We start from the raw sequence: 20468 nt of genomic DNA, 5'->3' as shown, positions 1-20468 counted from the left end.
AATCTGGCGACCAGGTCATCCTGTTCGGCGGCGTGCCCAAAGGCCGCAAAAACTCAACAATCGCAGGGCGTGACACATGACGTCAGATGCAGCACCCTTAGCATCTGTTCTGCACCTCTACGAGCACCAGCTGCGCGCGACCCCAGAAAAGGTCGCCGTCTCGGCCGGCGAAGAACACCTCACCTACCGTGAGCTGGATCGCCTCGCGAACGGCATCGCCGATCACCTGCGTCGTCACACGACGACCGAGCAGGGACAGCGTTGGGTGGCCGTGCTCGCGGGCCGCTCGATCCGGCTGGTCGCGGGCCAGCTCGCCGCGATGAAGGCGGGCGTCGCCTTCGCGCCGATCGACCCGGCCACCCCCGCGGAGCGGGTCCACGCCATGCTGGCGGGAGCGGCGGCCGTGGTCACGGCGCCGGAATGGCGAGCACTGGTCCCCGACGGCGTCCCGGTGATCGACGCGTCCGACGAGGCAGACGCGTCACCCACGCCCCACGTCGAGGCCGACGACCTCGCCTACGTCGTCCACACCTCCGGCTCGACGGGGACTCCCAAGGGCGTGCTCGTCCCGCACCGCGCGCTGACCAACCTGATCACGTGGTCGCACGAGACCTTCGGGCTGGGCGGCCGTGCCTCGCTGCTCGCCAGCCCGAACTTCGACGCCTCGGTCTGGGAGATCTGGCTGTACCTGACCGCGGGCACCACGATGGTCATCCCCAGCGAGCGGACCAGGCTCTCGCTGCCCGCGCTGCGCGACTGGATCGTGGATCAGGAGCTGACGACCTGCTTCGCACCCACGCCCATCGCCGAGGGCCTGCTCGGCCTGTCCTGGCCGGCGGAGACCAAGCTGGCGACGCTGGGCACCGGCGGGGACCGGCTCACCACCTACCCGAGACCTGGGCTGCCCTTCCGCCTGCTCGACCTCTATGGCCCGGCGGAATGCGCCGTCATCGCGATCGCCGGCGAGGTGCCGGTCTACAACGGTCAGAGCCGCCCGCCCGCGCTCAGTTCGCCACTGCCAGGCGTGACCGTCCAGCTCCTGGACGAGGCGATGAAGCCGGTCGAGGAGGGCGAGATCCACCTCGGCGGCGTGTGCGTCGGCCTGGGTTACCTCGACCGGCCCGATCTCACGGCCGAGCGCTTCGTCCGTGACCAGGACGGGCGGCTCCTCTACCGCACCGGAGATCTGGCCCGCCGTGACCAGGCCGGCCGGATCGAGATCCTGGGGCGTGCGGACGACCAGGTCAAGATCCGCGGCAACCGGGTGGAGCTCGGCGAGATCGAGACCGTGCTCGGCCGTCACCCGCGGGTCCGGGCCGCCACCACCGCCGTCCGCGGCCACGAGCTGGTCGCCTATGTCGTGGGTACGGCGACCGAGCAGGAGGGGCGCGCCCACCTGCGCAGGTTCCTGCCCGACTACATGATCCCCACCGCCTGGGTCTTCCTGGACGAGCTCCCGCTGACCGGCAACGGCAAGGTGGACCGGGCCGCGCTGCCGGACCCGGTCCGCGCGCCCCGCTCCGTCACCCCGCCCGGCACACCCACCGAGGCGCTGCTCGCCGAGATCTGGCAGGACGTCCTCGACGCCGGACCGATCGGCGCCGACGACGACTTCCTGGCACTGGGCGGCCAGTCACTCCTGGCCATGCGCGTCGCCGCCCGCGCCTGCGAGAGGCTGGGCAAGCCGGTCGAGCCCCGGATGCTCTTCGAGCACCCCACGCTCGCCGCGCTCGCCCGCGAGATCGACGGCCTGCCGCAGGCCGCCGCGGCGACCCCCGCCGAGGACGGGCTCACGCCCGCGCAGCGCCGGCTCTGGTTCATCGACCAGATGGCGCCCGGCTCGCAGTACAACGTGCCCATCCTGTTCTCCCTGGACGGTCCCCTCGACGCCGGGCGGCTGGAGAGCGCGATCAACGAGATCGTGCGCCGGCATCCGTCCCTGCGCACCCGCTACGAGGAGCACGACGGCGAGCCGGTCCCCGTGGTCGAGCCGGCGGCGCCCGTGACGATGAAGGTCATGGACGCCACCCCGCGCGGCGCGAACGCGCTGGCACGGCACGCCGCCCGTGACCCGTTCGACCTGCGCAACGGCCCCGTGCTGCGGGCGCTGCTGCTCCGGCTCGCCGACGACAGGCACCGGCTGCTGATGACCGTCCACCACATCGCCTTCGACGGCTGGTCGGCCGGGGTCCTCCTGGACGAGCTGGCGCGGCTCTACGCGGGGGAGACCCTGCCCCCGCCGGCCGGCCCGCGCCAGGCCCGGCGAGGTCTCGACGGCCTGCCGTACTGGAGGAAGACCCTGGACTCGCCGCCCGAGCGGCTGGCGCTGCCCGCCGACCGCCCCGCGTCAGCGGCGCCGCTGCGGCGCGGCGCCCGGGTCCGGGCCACGCTGCCGGACGGGCTGCTCGGCGACCTGGAGGCGCTGGGCAGGCGCGCCCAGGCCAGCCCGTTCATGGTGCTGTTCGCGGCCTTCCAGGCGCTGCTGCACCGCTACAGCGGCCAGGACGACATCGTGACGGGCGTGCCGTTCTCCGGCCGGGAGGCGCCGGGCGCCGACGCCATGATCGGCTTCTTCGTGGAGACGCTGCCGATCAGGACAGGCCTGGCGGGCGACCCCTCCTTCGAGCGCCTGCTGTCGCAGGTGCGGGCGACGATCTTGGCCACGCCCACCGACGTGCCGCTCGAGGAGATCGTGCGGGAGCTCTGCCCCGACGGCCGGCCGCCGTTCGACGTGATGTTCGCGATGCAGGAGCCGCCGGACGCCAGGCGGGGCGACGGCGTGACCTTCCGGATGCTCGAGGAGGTGGAGAACGGCGGCGCCAAGGCCGACCTGGTGCTCTACGCCGAAGGGCAGCAGATGAGCCTGGAGTTCGCCACCGACCTGTTCGAGCGCGCCACCGCCGAGCGCCTGCTGGGGCACTACGTACGCGTCCTGGAGCAGGTGGCGGCCGACCCGGCCGCGCCGGTCTCCGCGCTGCTCGCCCGCGAGCACGAGCCCCCCGGCCGCGGTCCCGACCAGTGCCTGCACCGGCTCTTCGAGCAGCAGGCGGACAGGACGCCCGACGCGGTCGCCGTCGAGTTCGACGGCGCCGCCCTCACCTACGCCGAGCTCGACCGGCGCGCCAACAGGCTCGCCCACCTGCTGCGAAGCATGGGCGTGGGCCCGGAGGTGCCGGTCGCCCTGCACGTGCGGCGCTCGCTCGACCTGCCCGTGGCACTGCTGGGCATCTTGAAGTCGGGCGGCGCCTACGTGCCGCTCGACCCCTCCTACCCCGAGGGCCGCCTCACCCAGGTGCTCGGCCGGGTCGACACCCCGGTCCTGGTGACCCACCGGGCGCTGGCCGGTGGCCTGCCGCACGAGCGGCCCGTCCACGTCGACACCGACCTCGACGGCCAGCCGGACCACCGGCCCGACAGCGGGGTCACGCCGGACGACCTGGCCTACATCCTGTTCACCTCGGGCTCGACCGGGCAGCCCAAGGGCGTGGCGATGCCGCATCGCCCGGTGGCCAACCTCATGGCCTGGCACAGCGGCTCCTACCGGAGCCTGCAGTTCACCGCCCTCGGCTTCGACGTCTCGGTGCAGGAGATCTTCAGCACCTGGGCGTACGGCGGGACGCTCGTCATGGTCGCCGACGACGTGCGACGCGACCCGGCCGCCCTGCTCGACCACATCGCGCGCCACCGGGTGGAGCGCATCTTCCTGCCCTTCGTGGCGCTGCAGTCGCTGGCCGGCGCCGGGATCGAGCCGCCCGCCACGCTGCGCGAGGTGATCACCGCGGGCGAGCAGCTCCAGGTCACCCCGCAGCTCGAACGGTTCGTCAGGCCGTGGATGACGCTCCACAACCAGTACGGGCCGACCGAGGGCGCGATCATCGACATCGCCCACACGCTCACCGGCCCCCCGCAGGACTGGCCGCGGCTGCCCCCCATCGGCAAGCCGGTCACCGGCGTCCAGGCGCTGATCCTGAACCGCATGGGCCACGAGACCCCCGACGGGGTCCCCGGCGAGCTGCACCTCGGCGGAGCATGCCTGGCCAGGGGCTACCACGGGCAGCCCGAGCTGACCCAGGAGCGTTTCGTCACCTGGCGCGACGGGCGCAGGCTCTACCGGACCGGGGATCTGGCCCGCCGCAACGAGGCGGGGGACATCGAGTTCCTCGGCCGCGCGGACGACCAGGTCAAGATCCGCGGCTACCGGGTCGAGCCCGGCGAGATCGCCGCGGTGACGGCCGGGCATCCCGCCGTGCGCGAGGCGTTCGTCATGGTACGGAAGGGCAGGCTGGTGGGGTACGTCGTCGCCGACGGCACCCCCGAGCTGCGGCCCTACCTGGCCGAGCGGCTGCCCGAGTACATGGTGCCGAGCACGTTCGTCACCCTGGACTCCCTGCCGGTGAACCCGTCGGGCAAGGTGGACCGGCAGGCCCTGCCGGAGCCCGGCACGGGCCCACGAACCGTCACGGCCCCGGCCACTCCGGTGGAGCAGGCCATCGCCGCCATCTGGCAGGAGGTGCTGGGCGGGCAGGTCGGCCGGCACGACAACCTCTTCGACCTGGGCGGACACTCGCTCAACGCGACCCGGATCGCGTCCAGGCTGCGCGAGGCCCTGGAGGTGCAGGTCCCGCTGCGGACGCTCTTCTCCCACCCGACCGTCGCCGAGCTCGGCGCGCGGCTCGCCTCGCCGGACGTGGAGGCGGCCGCCGAGCTCTATCTCATGGTCGCGGCGTACTCAGACGAAGAGGCCGAGGCCCTGCTGCGGTCCATGGAAGGGAACCAATGAGCCTGTCACCCCAGCAGCGCCAGCTCCTGGACGCGTTACGCAAGAAGAAGCAGCAGGCCGGGCGGTCCAGGCCCGACCGGCTGCCGATGTCCTTCACCCAGGTGCGTGCCTGGTACCTGGACAGGATGGCGCCGGGCGCCGCGCACTACCTGATCCCGCTCGCCTTCCGCATCGAGGGCCCGCTCGACCGCGAAGCGCTGCACCGGGCGCTGAACGCCCTGGTGGCCAGGCACGAGAGCCTGCGCACCACGTTCGCCATGGACGAGGACGGCCCGTACCAGATCGTGGCCGAGTCGCTGACGGTCGACCTGTCGGACGCCGCGGACGGCACGCCGATGGACCTGACCACCGGCCCGCTCATCCGCGCGCACCTGGAGCGCGAAGGCGCGGACCGGCACGTCCTGCACCTCACGCTCCACCACATCGTCGCCGACGCCTGGTCGCTGGACGTGCTGCGCCACGAGCTGGGCGCCCTGTACGACGGCCGGGAACTGCCGGCGCTGCCCCAGCAGTACCCCGACTACGCGATCCGGCAGCGGGACGAGGACCACGGCCGGGAGCTGGCCTACTGGCGGGAGACGCTGGCCGGCGCGCCGCCGGTCACCGAGCTGCCGGCGGACCTGCCCCGGCCGGCCGTCCAGACGTACGCGGGCGCCGAGCTGCCCTTCTCCCTGGACCTCCCGCGCGAGGAGTTCAAGGCGTACTGCCGGAGCCTGGGCGCGACGCCGTACATGGTGCTGTTCGCGGCCTACCTGGTCGTCCTATCCCGGCGCTCCGGCCGGAAGGACCTGGTGGTGGGCACGCCCATCGCCAACCGGGACAGCGTCGAGTTCGAGGGCCTGATCGGGTTCTTCACCAACACCCTGGCCATCCGCGCCGACCTGTCGGGCGAGCCGTCGTTCCCCGAGGTGGTCGAGCGGGTCAGGGACGCGGTGCTCGACGCCCACGACCACCAGGGGATGCCGTTCGAGCGGCTGGTGGAGGAGCTCAACCCGGAGCGCCGGCTGGACCGCAGCCCGGTGTTCCAGACGATGTTCAACATGCTGCCCGAGGCCACGGCGACGCTGGAGCTGGCCGGGCTGACGGTCACCCCCGTGGAGATCCCCGAGCGCACGGCCAAGTTCGACCTGACCGTGGGCGTCCGCGAGACCCTGGACGGGCTCGTCGAGTACAACACGGACCTCTACCACCCGGGAACGATCCGCGCCCTGGTGGCCGACCTCCAGCAGGTGCTCTCGGCGGCCATGGCCGGGGACGAGGCGCCCGGGGAGCTGCCGCGCCACCAGATCTCCCAGCTGGTCACCCGGGCCTGGCGCGAGGCGCTGGGCGGCGCCGCCTTCGGCCCCGACGACAACTTCTTCGACGTGGGCGGCCACTCGCTGCTGGTCCTGCAGGTGCACGAGCGGCTGCGCAAGCGGTTCAGCCTGACGGTCACCGACCTGTTCAAGTACCCCACGGTCGCCTCGCTGACGTCCTTCCTGAGCCCCGGCGCCCCGGCCGCTCCGCAGGTCGCGCCGGAGGTCGTCCGGGCGGCACCCGCGTCCGCCGGGGGCGCGCTCGCCATCGTCGGCATGGCCTGCCGCTTCCCGGGCGCCGCGGGGCCGGAGGAGTTCTGGGCGGCGATCCGCGACGGCGTGGAAGCCGTGCAGGACTTCACCGACGCGGAGCTGCTCGCCGACGGCGAGGACCCCGGACGGCTGGCCGACCCCGCCTACGTCAGATCCGGGACGGTGCTGGAGGGCATCGACCTGTTCGACGCCACGCTGTTCGAGTTCACCCCGCGCGAGGCCGAGATCCTCGACCCGCAGCAGCGCCTGTTCCTGGAGACCGCCTGGGAGGCGCTGGAGGACGCGGGCTGCGACCCCGCCCGCCACCCCGGACACATCGGCGTCTTCGCCGGCTCGGCGATGAGCAGCTACTTCATCGAGAACCTGCTGGCCGCGCCCGACGTGCTCAAGGCGGTGGGCGAGTTCCAGGCCCTGCTCAGCAATGACAAGGACTCCCTGCCCACCCGGACCTCCTACAAGCTCGACCTGCGCGGGCCGAGCGTCAGCGTGAACAGCGCCTGCTCCACCTCGCTGGTCGCGCTCCACCTGGCCAGGCAGAGCCTGATCGCGGGCGACTGCGACATCGCGCTGGCCGGAGCGGTCCGGGTCAACGCCTGGACCCGCCGCGGCTACCTGTACCAGAGCGGCGGCATCGGCTCGCCGGACGGGCACTGCCGCCCCTTCGACGCCGAGGCGCAGGGCACGATCGGCGCCAGCGGCGTGGGCGTCGTCGTGCTCAAGCGGCTGGAGGACGCCGTCGCCGCCGGCGACACCATCCACGCCGTCGTCCGCGGCTCCGCGGTCAACAACGACGGCACCAGGAAGGTCGGCTACACCGCGCCGGCCGTGGACGGCCAGGCCGAGGTCATCACCGCCGCACTGGCCTCCGGCGGCGTCGACCCCGCCACGATCGGCTACATCGAGGCGCACGGCACGGGCACCGCGCTCGGCGACCCCATCGAGGTCGCGGCGCTGTCCCAGGTCTTCACCGGCGATCGGCCGATCGCGCTCGGCTCGGTCAAGTCCAACATCGGCCACGCCGACGCCGCGGCCGGGATGGCCGGGCTCATCAAGACCGTGCTGGCGCTCAAGCACCGCACGCTGCCGCCCATGGCCAACTTCACGACCCCCAACCCGCGCATCGGCTTCCACCCGTTCTACGTGCCCACCGCCGGCGTGGAATGGCCGCAGGGCACGGAACCCCGCAGGGCGGGCGTCAGCGCGTTCGGGATGGGCGGCACCAACGCCCACGTCGTGCTGGAGGAGGCGCCCGCGCAGCCGGCGATCTCGCAGTCGCCGGCACAGCCGGCCATCTCGCAGTCGCCGGCACAGCCGGCCATCTCGCAGTCGCCGGCACAGCCGGCGACCTCGCAGCCGCCCGCTCCGCCTGAGGCCGGCCCGCACCTGCTCGTCCTGTCGGCAGCCAGTGACACGGCCCTCGCGGAGCAGGCCACCCGGCTGCGCGCCCACCTGCGCGCGCATCCGGACACGGAGCTCGGCGACGTCGCCGCAACCCTGCGGCACGGCCGCCGCCAGCTGCGGCACCGCGGCATCCTGGTCTCCGAGGACCCGCGCACGGCGCCGGACGCCGAGCTCGTCACCGGCGAGTCGCACCCCCGTGAGGTCGCCTTCGTCTTCCCCGGCCAGGGCGCGCAACGGCGGGGGATGGGCGCGGGCCTGTACCGGTCGGAGAGCGTCTTCCGCGCCGCCGTCGACGCCTGCTCCGGCATCCTGGAGCCGCACCTCGGCCTGGACCTGCGCCAGGCCCTGTACGGCGAGGCCGGCGACCCCGACCAGACCTGGCTCACCCAGCCCGCGCTGTTCGTCACGGAGTACGCCCTCGCCCGCACGCTGATCGAGCGCGGGGTCCGCCCGGCGATGATGGCCGGCCACAGCATCGGCGAGTACGTCGCCGCCTGCCTGGCCGGGGTCTTCACCCTGGAGGACGCCCTGCGCCTGGTCGCCGCCCGCGGCCGCCTGGTGCAGAGCCTGCCCCCGGGCTCGATGCTCGCCGTGCCGCTGCCCGAGTCCGAGCTGGGTGACCTGCTCGGCGAGGACGTCTCCCTGGCGGCGGTCAACACCCCCGACCGGTGCGTCCTGGCCGGCCCGGAGCCGGCCATCGCCGAGCTGGAGCAGCGGCTGACCCGGCAGGGCGTGGCGTGCCGCCCGCTGCGCACCTCCCACGCCTTCCACTCCTCCATGCTCGATCCGGTGCTCGACGCCTTCGCCGCCGAGGTCGGCTCCGTGCGGCTGGGCACTGCGGACCTGCCGTACCTGTCCAACGTCACGGGCGGCTGGGTGTCCGGCTCCGAGACCAAGGACCCCGCCTACTGGGTGCGTCACCTGCGGGAGACCGTGCGGTTCGCCGACTGCGCCGCCGCCCTCGTGGAGACCGGCGCGGCGGTGGTGGAGGCGGGGCCGGGCCGCACGCTGACCACCCTGGTGCGCCGCCAGGGAGGCCAGGCCGTGGCCGCCCCGCTCGCCGAGCCGGACAGCGGGCAGGCCGCTCTCCTGGAGGCCGTCGGGCGGCTGTGGGTGAGCGGCGCCGACGTCGACTGGGCCAGGGTCGGCCCACCGGGCAGACGGGTCCCGCTGCCCGCCTATCCGTTCGAGCGGCGCCGCTACTGGATCGAGCCGCGGACCCGGCGCTCCGCGCTCGCGGCGGCGCCGATGCCGGTGCCGGTCGCGGAGGCGGTGCCCCGGGCGGTCCAGGAGCTCGACCCGGTCGCCGCGGCCTGGCAGGACGTGCTCGGCATCGTCCCCACCGGCCCGCAGGACGACTTCTTCGACCTGGGCGGCGACTCCCTCGTCGCCACCCAGCTCGCCTCCCGCCTCGGCCTGCCCATCGAGGCGGTCTTCGACCACCCCACGCTGGGCGGCCAGCGGGAGCTCGTCGCCTCGGCGGGCTCCCGCGAGGCGATCGCGGCCGTCGAGGAGCCCGGTCCGGCCCCCGTCTCGTTCATCCAGCGCCGCATGTGGTTCATCGACCAGGTGCACGGCTCGGCCGCGTACGCCGTGGCCACGGCGCTGGACCTGCGGGGCGAGCCGGACGTGGAGCGGCTGCACGGCGCCCTGCGCGAGCTGGTGCGGCGGCACGAGTCGCTGCGGACCGTCTTCCGCGCCCCGGACGGCGAGCCGGTGCAGGTGGTGCTGCCCGCCGGGGAGGTGCCGCTGCCGGTCGAGGACTGCGACGACGCCGAGCGCGCGCTGAGCGAGGCCGCGGCCCAGCCCTTCGACCTGGAGCACGGCCCGCTGTTCCGGGCCCGGCTGCTGCGGCTCGCCCCGGACCACCACGTGCTGTCGCTCGCCTTCCACCACATCGTCGTGGACGGCTGGTCGATCACCCTGCTGAGGACCGAGCTGGCGGCGCTGTACAACGGCGAGACGCTGCCCGAGCCGCAGGCCAGGTACCGCGACTACGCGCGCTGGCAGCGCGAGCAGAGCGCCGACCTCGGCTTCTGGACGCAGCGGCTGCGCGGCGTCCCGCACAGCCTGGACCTGCCCACGGACCGGCCGCGCCCGCCGATGCAGACCTTCGAGGGGGCCGTCGCCACCCACGCGCTCCCCGCGGACCTGGTCGAGGGGCTGCGGGCGCTGAGCCAGGAGCGTGGTGCCACGCTCTACATGACCCTGCTGGCCGCGCTCCACACGCTGCTGTACCGCTACAGCGGCCAGGAGGACATCTGCGTCGGCTCGCCGGTGGCCGGGCGCACCCGTCCCGAGCTCGAAGGCATCGCGGGCTGCTTCATCAACACCCTGGTCATGCGGGCCACGATGGACGGCGGGATGCCGTACACGGAGCTGCTGGCGCAGGTGCGCGAGTACGCGCTGGGCGCCTACGCCCACCAGGACGTGCCGTTCGAACGGCTGGTGGAGGAGCTGAACCCGCCCAGGGACTTGTCGCGCAACCCGCTCTTCCAGGTGCTGTTCAACCTGCTCAACCTGCCCAAGAGCGACCTCGACATGGCCGGGCTGGCCGTGCGGGAGCTCGACGTGGAGACCGGCACCGCCCAGGTGGACCTGGTCCTCTACGCCTACGATCACGGCGACGAGCTGCTGTGCAGGCTGGAGTACAACACCGCGCTCTACGACGCCGGCACCGTCCAGCGGCTGCTCCGGCACTACGAGACCCTGCTGTCCGCGATCGTCGCGGCGCCCGGGACCGCGCTGTCCGACCTGGTCCTGCTCACCGGCGAGGAGCTGGCCGAGCAGCTGGAAAGCCAGGACGTCGAGGTGCCCGGCCTGTGCGTTCACGAGCTGGTGGAAGCCCAGGCCGACCGGACGCCCGACGCCGTGGCCGTCACCTTCGAGGGCGTCTCACTGACGTACCGGGAGCTGGACGAGCGGGCGAACCGGGTCGCCCGGCGCCTGCGGGCGGCGGGCACGGGGCCCGAGGCGCTGGTGGGCGTCGCGATGGAGCGGTCGGCCATGATGCTGGTCACCCTGCTCGGCGTGCTGAAGGCGGGTGGCGCCTACGTGCCGCTCGACCCGATGTACCCGCAGGAGCGCCAGGACTACATCCTGGACCACTCCGGCATCCGCGTCCTGGTCACCGAGCGCGAGCTGGCCGGCCGCTACACCGGCTACCAGGGACAGATCGTCCTCGTCGACGACGGCTTCTCCGAGGAGAGCCCCGAACGGCTGGACGTGCCGGCCGGCCCCGGGAACCTCTGCTACGTCCTCTACACCTCCGGCTCCACCGGGCGGCCCAAGGGCGTGCGCGTCCAGCACTCCTCGGTGGTCAACTTCCTCACCTCGATGAGCCGCGAGCCGGGCCTGACCGGCCGGGACACGCTCCTGGCCGTCACCACGTTCGCCTTCGACATCTCGGTGCTGGAGCTGTTCCTGCCGCTCACGGTCGGCGCCCGCGTGGTGATCGCGAGCCGCGAGGCGGCCTACGACCCGGAACGGCTCGCCGACCTGCTCGACGGCGCGACCGTCATGCAGGCCACCCCGGCGACGTGGCGGCTGCTGCTGTCGTCGGGATGGGAGGGCAAGCCCGCACTGAAGGCGCTCTGCGGCGGCGAGGCGCTCCCCGCCGACCTGGCCGCCGACCTGCGCGGCCGGGTGGCCGAGCTGTGGAACATGTACGGGCCGACCGAGACCACGATCTGGTCCACCCTCACCCGGGTCACCGACGGGCCGATCACCATCGGCCACCCGATCGCCAACACCCGGATCCACCTGCTCGACGCTGCGATGCAGCTCGTCCCCACCGGCGTGGTCGGCGAGCTCTACATCGGCGGGGCGGGCCTGGCCCGCGACTATCTCGGCCAGCCCGAGCTGACGGCCGAACGCTTCGTCACCTGGCAGGACGGCAGCAGGCTGTACCGGACCGGTGACCTCGCCAGGCGCCGGGCCGACGGCTCGGTCGAGTTCCTCGGCCGGGCCGACGGTCAGGTGAAGGTCCGCGGCTACCGGATCGAGCTGGGCGAGATCGAGTCGCTCCTGCTGGCGCATCCCGCGGTCCGCGAGGCGGTCGTGGTGGTGCGCGGCTCGGACGAGGACAAGAGCATCGCCGCCTACCTGACCGTCCACACCGCCGCCGACTCCGAGCACGACTGGCGCGACCACCTGCGGCGCAAGCTGCCCGACTACATGATCCCCTCGTCGTTCACACTGATGGACGCGCTGCCGCTCACCCCCAACGGCAAGGTGGACCGCAAGGCGCTGCCCGAGCCGGTGAGCCGGGCGCGCGCCGAGGGCGCGGCGCCCCGGACGCCGGCCGAGGTCAGGCTGGCCGAGCTCTGGTCGGCGATCCTGGGCGTGAAGGGCATCGGCATCGACGATGACTTCTTCGCGCTGGGCGGCGACTCGTTCAAGGCCGTGCGCGCCGTACGGGACTCCGGGATCCCGGCGACCGTGCTGGACCTGTTCAAGAACCCCACCATCCGGGCGTTCGCCACACTCGACGGGTCGTCCCGGGGCGGCGGCCTCCTGCACGAGCTGACGCCCCCGCGCTCCGCGGCCACGCTGACCCTGGTCTGCGTGCCGTTCGCGGGCGGCGGCGCGATCACGTACCAGCCGCTGGCCGCGGCCCTGCCCGAGCACATCACCATGCTCGCGCTGGAGCCCCCCGGCCACGACACCGGCAACCCCGGCGAGCCCGTCCTGCCCTTCCACGAGCTCGTCGAGGGCTGCGTCAAGGAGATCAAGGAGAAGGTCGACGGGCCGTTCGCGCTCTACGGCCACTGCATGGGCGGCGCGCTCACCGTCCAGCTGGCCCGCAGGCTGGAGGAGGAAGGCGTCGAGCCGGTGAAGGTCGTCATCGGCGGCCACTTCCCGGCGCCCCGCCTGCCCGGCAAGGCCTTCGCCTGGTTCCGCAGGGTCTTCCCGATGGAGCGGTGGACCTCCAAGCGGCAGGCGCTGGAGTTCCTGCGGGCGATGGGCTTCTTCACCGAGGCGCTGGACCCCGGCGAGCGTGACTTCATCATGGGCGTCTTCCTCCACGACACCCAGGAGGGCGAGGACTACTACACCGACCTCTACCAGGCGCCCATCAAGAAGCTGTCGGCGCCGCTGGTCTGCGTGGTCGGCGAGAACGACCGCGCCACCGAGCTGTACGAGGAGCGCTTCCGCGAGTGGGAGGCGTTCTCCGACTCGGTGTCGCTGGAGGTCATCCCCAAGGCCGGGCACTACTTCCAGAAGCACCAGGCGCCCGAGCTGGCCGAGATCCTCGATGACGGTGACCGGCCCGCGCCGCCGCCCCCGCTGCCCCGCGTGCAGCAGGCCAGCCTGAAGACGTTCTTCCTGGTGGCCTTCGGCCAGCTGGTGTCGCTGATCGGCACCGGACTGACCACGTTCGGCCTGGGCCTGTGGGTCTACCAGCAGACGCAGTCGATCTCGATGTTCGCCGTCGTCTCGGTCATGGCGATGCTGCCCGCCGTCGTGCTGGCGCCGATCGCTGGAGCGGTGGCGGACCGGTGGAACCGCCGGCTCGTCATGATCACCGCGGACTCCGCGGCGGGCCTCGCCTCCGCCTCAATGGCCGCCCTGCTCTGGACGGGCGGCCTCCAGCTCTGGCACGTCTACGTCATCGTCGCCGTCGGCGCGGTCTCGACGGCCTTCCACCAGCCCGCCTACATGGCGGCCGTGGCCCAGCTCGTGCCCAAACGCTATTACGGCAGAGCCAACGGCCTGGCCCAGCTGGGGCAGGCCGCCGGGACCGTCCTGGCGCCGCTGCTGGGCGGCGCGCTGGTGGCCGCCGTCGGGATGCGCGGCATCGTCACGATCGACCTGTCCACCTTCGCCTTCGCGGTCACCGTGACCCTGGCGGTCCGCTTCCCGAACACGCTGTTCAAGAAGCGGGAGGAGTCGTTCTGGCAGGAGGTGACCGGGGGCTGGCGCTACATCACCCGCAGGCACGGGCTGCTGGCCATCATCCTGTTCACCTCGTTCCTGAACCTCCCCTTCGCCATGGTCGAGGTCCTGGCCACGCCGCTGCTGCTCAAGCTCACCGACACCGGCGGCCTGGGCGTGGCGCTCTCGATGACCGGCGTCGGGCTCCTGGCCGGCAGCGTGATCATGACGGTGACCGGCGGCCTGGCGCGCCGCACCCACGGCATCCTCGGCAGCTTCATCGCCCTGGGCTTCGCCTTCGCCGTCATCGGGATCGCGCCGCACCCGGTGCTGCCCGCGGTCGGGCTGTTCTTCATCGGGCTGCTCACCGCGTTCCTGAACACGCACTGGTTCTCCATCGTGCAGCAGAAGGTCGGGCTCGACCTGCAGGGCCGGGTCATCGCCACCAACCTGATGCTCAGCTGGGCCATGGTCCCGCTCGGCTTCCTGCTGGCCGGACCGCTGGTCGAGCACGTCTTCGACCCCATCGCCGGCGCCGCGCAGGGCAGGGGCATCGCCCTGCTCACCGTCGTGGCGGGCGCGGTGACCGTGCTGATCGGCCTGGCGGCCGCCCGTTACCGGCCGGTCCGTCACCTGGAGGACGACCTGCCCGACGCGATCCCCGACGCGGTGGTCATCGCCGACAAGGACCTGATTCAGCAGCAGGCCGACAAGCAACTCGTCGCCTGATCGCTTCCCCCGGCACGGCGCCGCCGTGCCGGGGGAGACCGGGCAATACAGCTAGCGGGAGCGGGTGAGGGCCTCGGACTCCCACAGGTCGCGGTAGTAGCCGGGCTCGGCCACCAGCGTGGCGTGGGTCCCGCGCTGGACGACCCGGCCGTCTTCCAGCACGACGATCTCGTCCACGTCCTCCAGCCCGTGCAGCCGGTGGGTGACGAGCAGCGTGGTGCGGCCCCGGGTGGCGTCGAGCAGGTCCGCCATGAGCCGGTCGGCCGTGTCCTCGTCCAGCGCCTCGGCCGGCTCGTCCAGCAGCAGCACCGGCGGGTCGTACAGCAGGGCCCGGGCCAGGGCCAGCCGCTGGAGCTGGCCGCCGGACACCGTCCGGCCGTCCTCGCCGAGCTGGACGCCCCAGCCGGTCCGCTCGGCCCACTGGTCCAGCCGCGCCTCGCGCACGGCCGCGGCCAGCTCCTCCTCGCCGGCCTCGGGGCCGGCCAGGCGCAGGTTGTCGCGCAGGCTGGCCTGGAAGACGTACGGGTCCTGGGTGAGGCCGGTCATCAGCGCCCGGACGTCGTCCGGCGCCATGCCCCGCACGTCGGCGCCGTTGACCAGCACCCGGCCCGCCTCGGGCTCGACCAGGCGCATCAGCGCCGACAGCAGGCTGCTCTTGCCGGCCCCGCTGGGGCCGACCAGCGCCACCCGCCGGCCGGGCGTCAGCGTCAGGGACACGCCGTCGACCGCGGGCCGCGCGGCGTCGCCGTGCCGTACGACGAGGTCCTCGACCTCGACCGTGTACGGCGGCGCGGGCACGGGGGCGGGGGAGGACGGCTCGGCGACGGCGGGCGGGGCCGAGCGGACCTCCTTCAGCCGCTTCAGCGCGGCCGTGATGCCCGCCATGCGCTCGCCCGCCGCCGCCAGCGGCAGGACCGGCTCGAACGACACCAGCGCCGTCAGCGCCAGCACGGCCGTGGCGACGCTCCCGGCGCCGGCGCCCTGGGCGAGCAGGACGATGGCCGCCACGGTCAGCCCTTGCACGAGGGTGCCTCCGGCCAGGGCGAGGGCGTGGACGCGGGCCTGGCGGCGTTCGAGGGCGGCCAGGGCGCCGTCCGCGTCGAGGGCCGTCGCGAGCGCGCGGTCCTCCGCGCCGTACGCGGCCAGGTCGGCCGAGCCGTGCACCAGGTCCGCCACCGCGCCCGCGAGCGCGGCCCGGGCCGGGGCGACCCGGGCCGACCAGCGGCGCGCCGCGGCGGCGGTGGCGGCGGGCAGCACCACGCCCGCCACGGCCAGCCCGCCGGCCAGCACCAGCGCCGTCACGGGCAGCACGAACAGCCCGACCACGACCGCGGCCAGGCCGGTCAGCGCCGCGGCCGCGGCCGGGAGCAGGGCGCGTACGAGCAGGTCCTGGACCGCCTCGGTGTCGTCGACCATCCGGCTCAGCAGGTCGGCGCCGCCGTGCCGGGGCGGGCGCGGCGGGATCAGCGCCTCGTACAGCTCCTCGCGGGTGCCGGCCTGGGCGCGCAGGGCCACGTCGTGGCCGGTCAGGCGCTCGGCATAGCGCAGGACGCCCTTGCCGGTGGCGAACGCCCGGGTGGCGACGATCGCCACGCTCAGCGCGGCCAGCTCCGGCTGCTCGGCGGCCCGGGTGATGAGCCACGCGGCGGCGGCGATCAGCCCGAGCCCGGCCAGGTCGGCGCCGGCGCCGGCGAGCACGGCCCAGATGAGCCGGACTCCCGTCCGCCCGCTCATCGGTCACCTCCGCGAATCCGGCCGGGCCCGCCGGTCCGGACGGTCTCGCCGCCGGGGCCCGCCTCGCCCTGGAAGGACGGCACGTCGGGGGACAGGCCGTCCAGGACCGGCGCGTCGGGGGACGGTGTGTCAGGGGACGGTGTGTCAGGGGGCGGTGCGTCCGGGTGGGCCGTGTCGGCGATCACGCGGCCCTCGTGGAGCCGGACAACGCGATCGGCCAGCTCGATCATCGCGGGGCGGTGGGCGACGATGACGGCCGTGCGGCCCCGGCTGAGGTCGGCCGTCGCGGCCACCACCGCGGCCTCGCTGCGCCCGTCGAGCCGGGCGGTCGGCTCGTCCAGCAGCAGCACCGGGGCGTGCCGACGGCAGAAGGCCCGGGCCAGGGCGACACGCTGCCGCTGCCCGGCCGACAGGTTGGCGCCGCGCTCGCCCACCTGGGCGTCGTAGCCGCCGGGCAGCCGCTCCACGAACTCGTCGGCGCGCGCGGCCGCCGCCGCCCGCCGTACCTCGTCCTGGGACGCCTCGGGTGCTCCCAGCCGGATGTTGTCCGCCACCGACGTCGCGAACAGGTGGGGGCGCTGCGGCACGAACGCCAGCCGGTCGCGCCACGCGCCCGGGGCGAGGTCGCGCAGGTCGGTGCCGTCCACGAGCACACGGCCCTCCGACGGCTGGACGAAGCCGAGGAGCAGGTGGAGCAGGGTGCTCTTGCCGCCGCCGCTCTCGCCGACCAGCGCGACGCGCTCGCCCGGCTCGATGGTGAGGGACACGCCGGACAGGGCCGCGTCGTCCCGGCCGGGGTAGCGCACGGTGACGGCCTGGAGCTCGATCCGCGGCGCCTCGCGCCCCGGCTGCGCGGGCCCGTCCCGGGATTCGCCGGCGTCGGCGGCCCGGTCAGGGACGGCTCGGGACTCGCCGGGGTCGGCGGCCCGGTCAGGGACGGTTCGGGACTCGCCGGGATCGGCGGCCCAGTTCCGGACGGCTCGGGCCTCGCCCGGGTCGGCGGCCCGGTCCAGGACGGCGAAGGCGGCGTCGGCGGCGGCCACGCCCTCCATCGAGGCGTGGAAGCGCGTGCCCATGACCCGCAGCGGCAGGTACGCCTCGGGCGCCAGCAGCAGCACCAGCAGCGCCGTCGACAGGTCCAGCGACCCGCCCAGCAGCCGCAGCCCGATCGGCACGGCCACCAGCGCCAGCGACAGCGACGCGCACAGCTCCAGGACGAGCGACGACAGGAACGCCACCCGCAGGGTCCGCATGGTGGCCGACCGGTGGGCGTCGGCGACCTGCCGGATGACCGTCGCCTGGTAGCGGGCCCGGCCGAAGGCGCGCAGCGTCGGCAGCCCGCGCACCACGTCGAGGAAGTGCCCGCCGAGCCGGGACAGCGCATGGAACTGCTGCTCGGTGACCGCCTTGGTCGTCATGCCCACCAGCGCCCCGAACACCGGGATCAGCGGCAGCGTCACCAGCACGATCACCGCGCTGGTCAGGTCGGCGGCGAACAGCCGGACCAGCACCGCCACCGGCACCACCCCGGCGACGGCCACGGCCGGCAGGTAGCCGGTCAGGTAGGCGTCGAGCCGGTCGAGACCGCGGCCGGCGAGTGTCACCAGCTCGCCGGAGCGGTGGCCGCTCAGCCGGGCGGGGCCGAGCTCCTGGAGCCGGCCCAGCAGCCGCCGTCGCAGGGCGGACTTCACGCCGGTGGCGGTGCGTCCGCCGAAGACGCCCTGGGTCCAGGCCAGCAGGGCGCGCAGCGCGACCACGGCGACGAGGCCGGCCAGCGCCGTGGCGGCGAACCTGCCGGACAGCACTCCGGCCAGCAGCTCGGCCTGCACCAGCACGAGCAGGCCGGCGACGACCGCGGCGGCCAGGGTGACGGCCAGGTGGCGGCGTACCGACTGCTCGGCCCGCATGAGCCGGAGGAGATCCTTGTGCACGTGTCCTCAGAAGAACGAGGGGACCGGGACGGCGCTCCTCCCGGGGCGGAAGACGCGCCACACCCATACTTGCGCGCCGACCATGACGGGCGCGAACGGCAGGATCATGAGACCCATCACACCCAGCGTGGAAGACGGTGCGCTGTGGTCGAGCAGGTACGGGAGGGAGGCGACGAGCAGGGCGAGCACGGGCACCGCCGCGGCGAGCCCCGACAGGGCGAGGGCGCGCCCGGAGCGGGTGATGCCGGCGGTCTCGGGCGCGCGCCAGCCGAGGAACGTCCAGCCGTGCCAGGCGAACAGCAGCGTCACGACCACGCCCAGGAGCAGCCCGATCGGGTGGAGCAGCGAGGAGCCGAAGCCCGTGGCGACGGCGTACAGCGTGACGCCCCAGCCGAACGACAGCCCCAGCGACCCCAGCATGATCATCACATCCCAGAACCGCCGCCAGCCCGCCCCGTCGATCCGGCGCCGGAACCACAGCCCGGCGTCCCGCACGACCCAGGACAGCAGCATGGCGACCACCAGCGGGTAGAGCCCGGACAGCACCTCGCCCTCCAGACTCGGGTAGACGCCGAACAGGGCGCCGGCGACGGCCACCAGCCACACCTCGTTGGCCAGCACGAACGGCGCCATGGCGGCCACCATGCGGTCCCGGGTCTCCTGGGTCCGGCCGATCACCGGCATGAGCAGGCCCACGCCGAGGTCGAAGCCCTGCAGTGCGAAGTAGCCGGCGAGCAGCAGCGTGAAGACGACGAACCAGATCAGTTCCATCGGGGGTGACTCCTAGTAGCTCAGCGCGGGGGCGGGCCGCTCCTCGGCCGCGCCCAGGTCGAGGTCGCGCGGGCCCCGCCTGACCAGCCGCGCGATGAGCGCGTAGTCGGTCAGGGCGAGCAGCCCCAGCACGACGGTGAAGCCGACGAGCGAGGCGGTGATCATGCCCGGGGTCAGGCCGGGGGACAGGGCGTCGGCCACGGTCAGCTTCTCCCAGACCATCCACGGCTGGCGGCCGATCTCCCTGGCCAGCCAGCCGCAGATGGCCAGGGCGAACGGCACGGGCGTCAGGATCATCAGGAAGCGGTGCGTCCACCGCCAGCGCGGCAGGAAGCGGACCAGCGGCAGCATGAAGAACACCGCCACGAGGAAGAGCAGGTTGCCGATCTCCATCATCAGGGCGAGCGGCACGGCCGCGGTGTCGCCCTTGAACTTGCCCTCCTGCAGGCCGCCGAACTGGCCGTACCCGAAGCCGACGGTGAGCGTGATGCCGATGGCGGCGGTGACGACGCCGGTGCGCATCGACCGGGTGAAGAGCGCCACGTCCTCGGTGCCGCGGCGCAGCCGGTAGGCGCTCGCGCCGACCAGCACCATGCCGCCGGTGAACAGGGCCGCGCTGATCACGTGGGGGAAGGCGAAGACCAGGGTCTTGTTCGTGAAGAGGGCAGCCGCGTCGACCAGCTCCAACCGGCCGCCGCGCTCGACGGCGCCGGCGGGGTTCTGGAGGAAGGAGTTGGCCGCCATGATGAAGTAGGCGCTGGCGTACGCGGTGACCGTGACGGCCCAGATGCACGCCAGGTGCAGCCACTTCGGAAGGCGTCCCCACCCGAAGATCCACAGCCCGAGGAACGTGGACTCCAGGAAGAACGCGATGAGCGTCTCCATGGCCAGGGGCGCGCCGAAGACGTCTCCGGCGTAGTGGGACAGGCCGCTCCAGGACAGCCCGAACTGGAACTCCATCACCAGGCCGGTCACGATCCCGACCGCGTAGTTGGTGACGTAGATCTGCCCCCAGAACCTGGTCGCCCGCTCGCGCTCGGGGGCGCCGGACAGCGCCCATCGCGTGTGCATGATCGCCACCAGGGGCGCGAGTCCGAGCGTGAGCAGGACGAAGAGGAAGTGGAGGCTCCCCGTCACCGCGAACTGCGTCCGCGCCAGGTCCAGCACGTCCATGCGCGATCAACTCCTTATCAAGACAGCCTACATGTAGGGAGTCTACATGTAGGCTGTCTATATGACGCATGGTTGCCTAGGATCGAGGGCATGAACCCCGACGCGCTCCGCGGCCACATGGACGCTTTGCTGCTGTCCGTGGTCGAGGCCGGGCCGCTGCACGGCTACGCCATCATCGAGGCGCTGCAAGAGCGGAGCGGGGGTGCGCTGACCGTGCCGACGGGGACGGTGTACCCGGCGCTGCGCAGGCTGGAGCGCATCGGCTACCTGTCCAGCGAGTGGGCCACGGTCGGCGGGCGCAAGCGCCGCACCTACCGGCTCACGGACTCCGGGCGCAAGCGGCTGGAGGGGGAGCGGTCGGCGTGGCAGGAGTTCACCAGCGCCATCGGCAGCGTCCTGAGGCCCGGCGCCGAAGCCTCCTGAGGGGCGTGCCTGCGCGCCGGTCGCTCCTGAAGTGTGCGGCCGCGCGCCGGTCGCTGCTGGGATGGGCGGCCGCGCGCCGGA

The 20468-nt window shown here is 73.5% G+C and carries 7 protein-coding genes; 3 read left to right on the top strand and 4 right to left on the bottom strand.

Annotated features, from left to right (window positions below; genetic code table 11):
• The first annotated feature begins 76 nt into the window (after positions 1-76).
• Positions 77-4780 (top strand): amino acid adenylation domain-containing protein, encoded by a 4704-nt coding sequence (locus AB0H64_RS01450; protein ID WP_357618701.1) that lies wholly within the window; start codon positions 77-79, stop codon positions 4778-4780.
• On the top strand, positions 4777-14355 hold the full coding sequence (locus AB0H64_RS01445) for an amino acid adenylation domain-containing protein (RefSeq protein ID WP_357618698.1): 9579 nt from the start codon (positions 4777-4779) through the stop codon (positions 14353-14355). The genes AB0H64_RS01450 and AB0H64_RS01445 overlap by 4 nt, the downstream gene beginning before the upstream one ends.
• A gap of 51 nt (positions 14356-14406) precedes the next feature.
• On the opposite strand, the gene cydC is transcribed toward AB0H64_RS01445, so the two are convergent.
• The 4 genes from cydC to AB0H64_RS01425 are packed head-to-tail and all read right to left on the bottom strand — an operon-like array spanning position 14407 to position 19964.
• Positions 14407-16089: a thiol reductant ABC exporter subunit CydC gene (cydC, locus tag AB0H64_RS01440; RefSeq protein ID WP_357618695.1), complete on the bottom strand. Its 1683-nt coding sequence runs from the start codon at positions 16087-16089 to the stop codon at positions 14407-14409.
• Positions 16086-18020: a thiol reductant ABC exporter subunit CydD gene (gene cydD, locus AB0H64_RS01435; protein WP_357618692.1), complete on the bottom strand. Its 1935-nt coding sequence runs from the start codon at positions 18018-18020 to the stop codon at positions 16086-16088. Before cydD ends, cydC begins: the two co-directional genes overlap by 4 nt.
• A gap of 6 nt (positions 18021-18026) precedes the next feature.
• Complete coding sequence (locus tag AB0H64_RS01430; protein WP_357618689.1) at positions 18027-18791, bottom strand: cytochrome d ubiquinol oxidase subunit II; 765 nt, start codon at positions 18789-18791, stop codon at positions 18027-18029.
• A 12-nt stretch (positions 18792-18803) separates the two neighbouring features.
• The gene (locus AB0H64_RS01425) at positions 18804-19964 is read right to left on the bottom strand and encodes a cytochrome ubiquinol oxidase subunit I (protein WP_357618686.1); all 1161 of its coding nucleotides are present in this window, start codon (positions 19962-19964) and stop codon (positions 18804-18806) included.
• Between the two features lie 90 nt (positions 19965-20054).
• On the opposite strand from AB0H64_RS01425, the gene AB0H64_RS01420 reads away from it, so the two are divergent.
• Positions 20055-20387, top strand: a complete 333-nt coding sequence (locus tag AB0H64_RS01420; RefSeq protein ID WP_357618683.1) for a helix-turn-helix transcriptional regulator — start codon at positions 20055-20057, stop codon at positions 20385-20387.
• Positions 20388-20468: the final 81 nt, after the last annotated feature.

Origin of the sequence: Nonomuraea sp. NPDC050733, from assembly GCF_040654215.1 — a bacterium.
Classification (GTDB): domain Bacteria; phylum Actinomycetota; class Actinomycetes; order Streptosporangiales; family Streptosporangiaceae; genus Nonomuraea.
Note: the sequence above shows the minus strand (reverse complement) of the source record. Positions and strands in the feature narration are given on the sequence as shown.